This is a genomic window from Cryobacterium sp. M91 (assembly GCF_002929615.1).
GTDB classification, from domain to species: domain Bacteria; phylum Actinomycetota; class Actinomycetes; order Actinomycetales; family Microbacteriaceae; genus Cryobacterium; species Cryobacterium levicorallinum.
The window spans coordinates 1-1678 of the sequence record NZ_PJJT01000013.1 but is presented as its reverse complement, the minus strand read 5'-3'; the positions used below and the strand labels follow the sequence as shown (position 1 = coordinate 1678).

Annotated in this window: 1 protein-coding gene and 1 pseudogene; both read left to right on the top strand. The window is 62.5% G+C overall.

Going from position 1 to position 1678, the window contains the following annotated elements; all coding sequences use genetic code 11:
* A partial coding sequence (locus tag CXY80_RS00095) for an HAD family phosphatase (protein WP_104131114.1) occupies window positions 1-522 on the top strand: 522 nt, incomplete at its 5' end.
* Between the two features lie 83 nt (window positions 523-605).
* Window positions 606-1441 (top strand): annotated as a pseudogene (locus CXY80_RS19640) (hypothetical protein).
* The last annotated feature ends 237 nt before the right edge of the window (window positions 1442-1678 follow it).

Genomic DNA, 1678 nt, shown 5'->3' with positions numbered 1-1678 from the left:
TCCTTCCGGGCATCTCGTGGGGTGAGCCTGCTGGAGGGCAGTGCCGAGGACGCATCCGAAACGGTCAACGGGCTCGGTAACCGGAAGAATGATATCGTCCGGCGCCACAACCGCAAGGATGGCGTCGAGGTGTATGAGGGATCGCTGCGTTTTGTGCGAGCGTTTCGATCGTGTGGTTTGCGTTGCGCGGTGGTGTCTTCCAGCACCAACTGCCAGGGCGTGTTTATCGCAGCCGGAATAGAGGATCTTTTCGATCAGCGTATTGACGGGCTGACTGCTAAGCGGGAGCATTTGACGGAGAAGCCTGCCCCCGGCATATTCCTGGAGGGGGCGCACGCATTGGGACTGAAACCGGAGGAATGCGTCGTATTCGAAGACGCCCTCGCCGGAGTGGCGGCCGGCCGCGCTGACAACTTCGCCGCAGTTATCGGCGTAGACCGGGAGGGTCAGGCACAGGCTCTTCGCGACCATGGGGCCGACATCGTCGTGTCCGATCTTGCGAACCTGCTGCAGACGGCATGATCGATCATCCCGCCTTCGAAGTCGAACCGTGATGCTTGCGGGAAACCAGTCTTGATCTGGATGTCCTGGCGCAGACGGAGTCGGTGTTCGCCCTGTCCAACGGGCACATTGGTTGGCGCGGAAACCTGGACGAGAGTGAACCGCACGGGCTGCCGGGCTCCTACCTGAACGGGGTCTTTGAGGAGCGCCTGCTGCCCTATGCCGAAAATGGTTACGGGTATCCGGAGTCTGGGCAGACGATCATCAACGTCACCAACGGAAAACTGATCCGGTTTCTGGTCAACGATGAGCCGTTCGATGTCCGCTCCGGGTTACTGCGTTCCCACGAGCTCAGCCTGGACTTCGGAACCGGAACGCTGACCTGTCAGACTGGGTCTCCCCGGCCGGCTGTGCGGTCACTATCATTTCCACCCGGATGGTGTCTCTTATGCAACGGGCGGTCGCGGCGATCTGTTACGAGGTCGAGGCCGTCGACCAAACCACACGGGTCGAGGTGCAGTCCGAGCTGGTGGCCAATGAGCAGCTTCCCGATCCGGGCGGAGACCCGCGGGTGGCTGCGGTGTTGGAGTCACCGTTGGAAGAGCAGACCGATTCTGCCCGCGGCGCGCGTACCGGATTGGTGCACTCCACTCGGCAGAACGGTTTAATTGTCGCGGCGGTGATGGATCATGTCGTGGACGGACCGCCCAGAACGGAAGTGCGTTCGGAGAGTTTCCCGCATTTGGGGCGGACGACGGTCTCAACCATGTTGGAGCCGGGGCAGCGGCTGCGGCTGATTAAGATTGTTGCGTACGGCTGGTCCGGTTCCTGGTCGCAGCCCGCGGTTCGGGACCAGGCCGACGCGGTGTTGGTCGGTGCGACGCAGACCGGATGGGACGGGTTGCTCGCCGAGCAGCGCACCTATCTGGATGGCTTCTAGTCTCGGACGGATGTGGAACTCGACGGCGACACCGCAATCCAGCAGGCGGTGCGGTTTTCCCTGTTTCACATACTTCAGGCTGGCGCGCGCGCCGAGGGGAGGGCGCGTGCCGCGAAAGGGCTCACCGGGCCGGGATATGACGGGCATTCTGAGTATTAGCCCTGCTGGGGGCCATCGATATTGACCTCGGGGGCCACGGAGTGATGCGGTCAGTAGTGCGTTTCGGGGCCGCCGAAT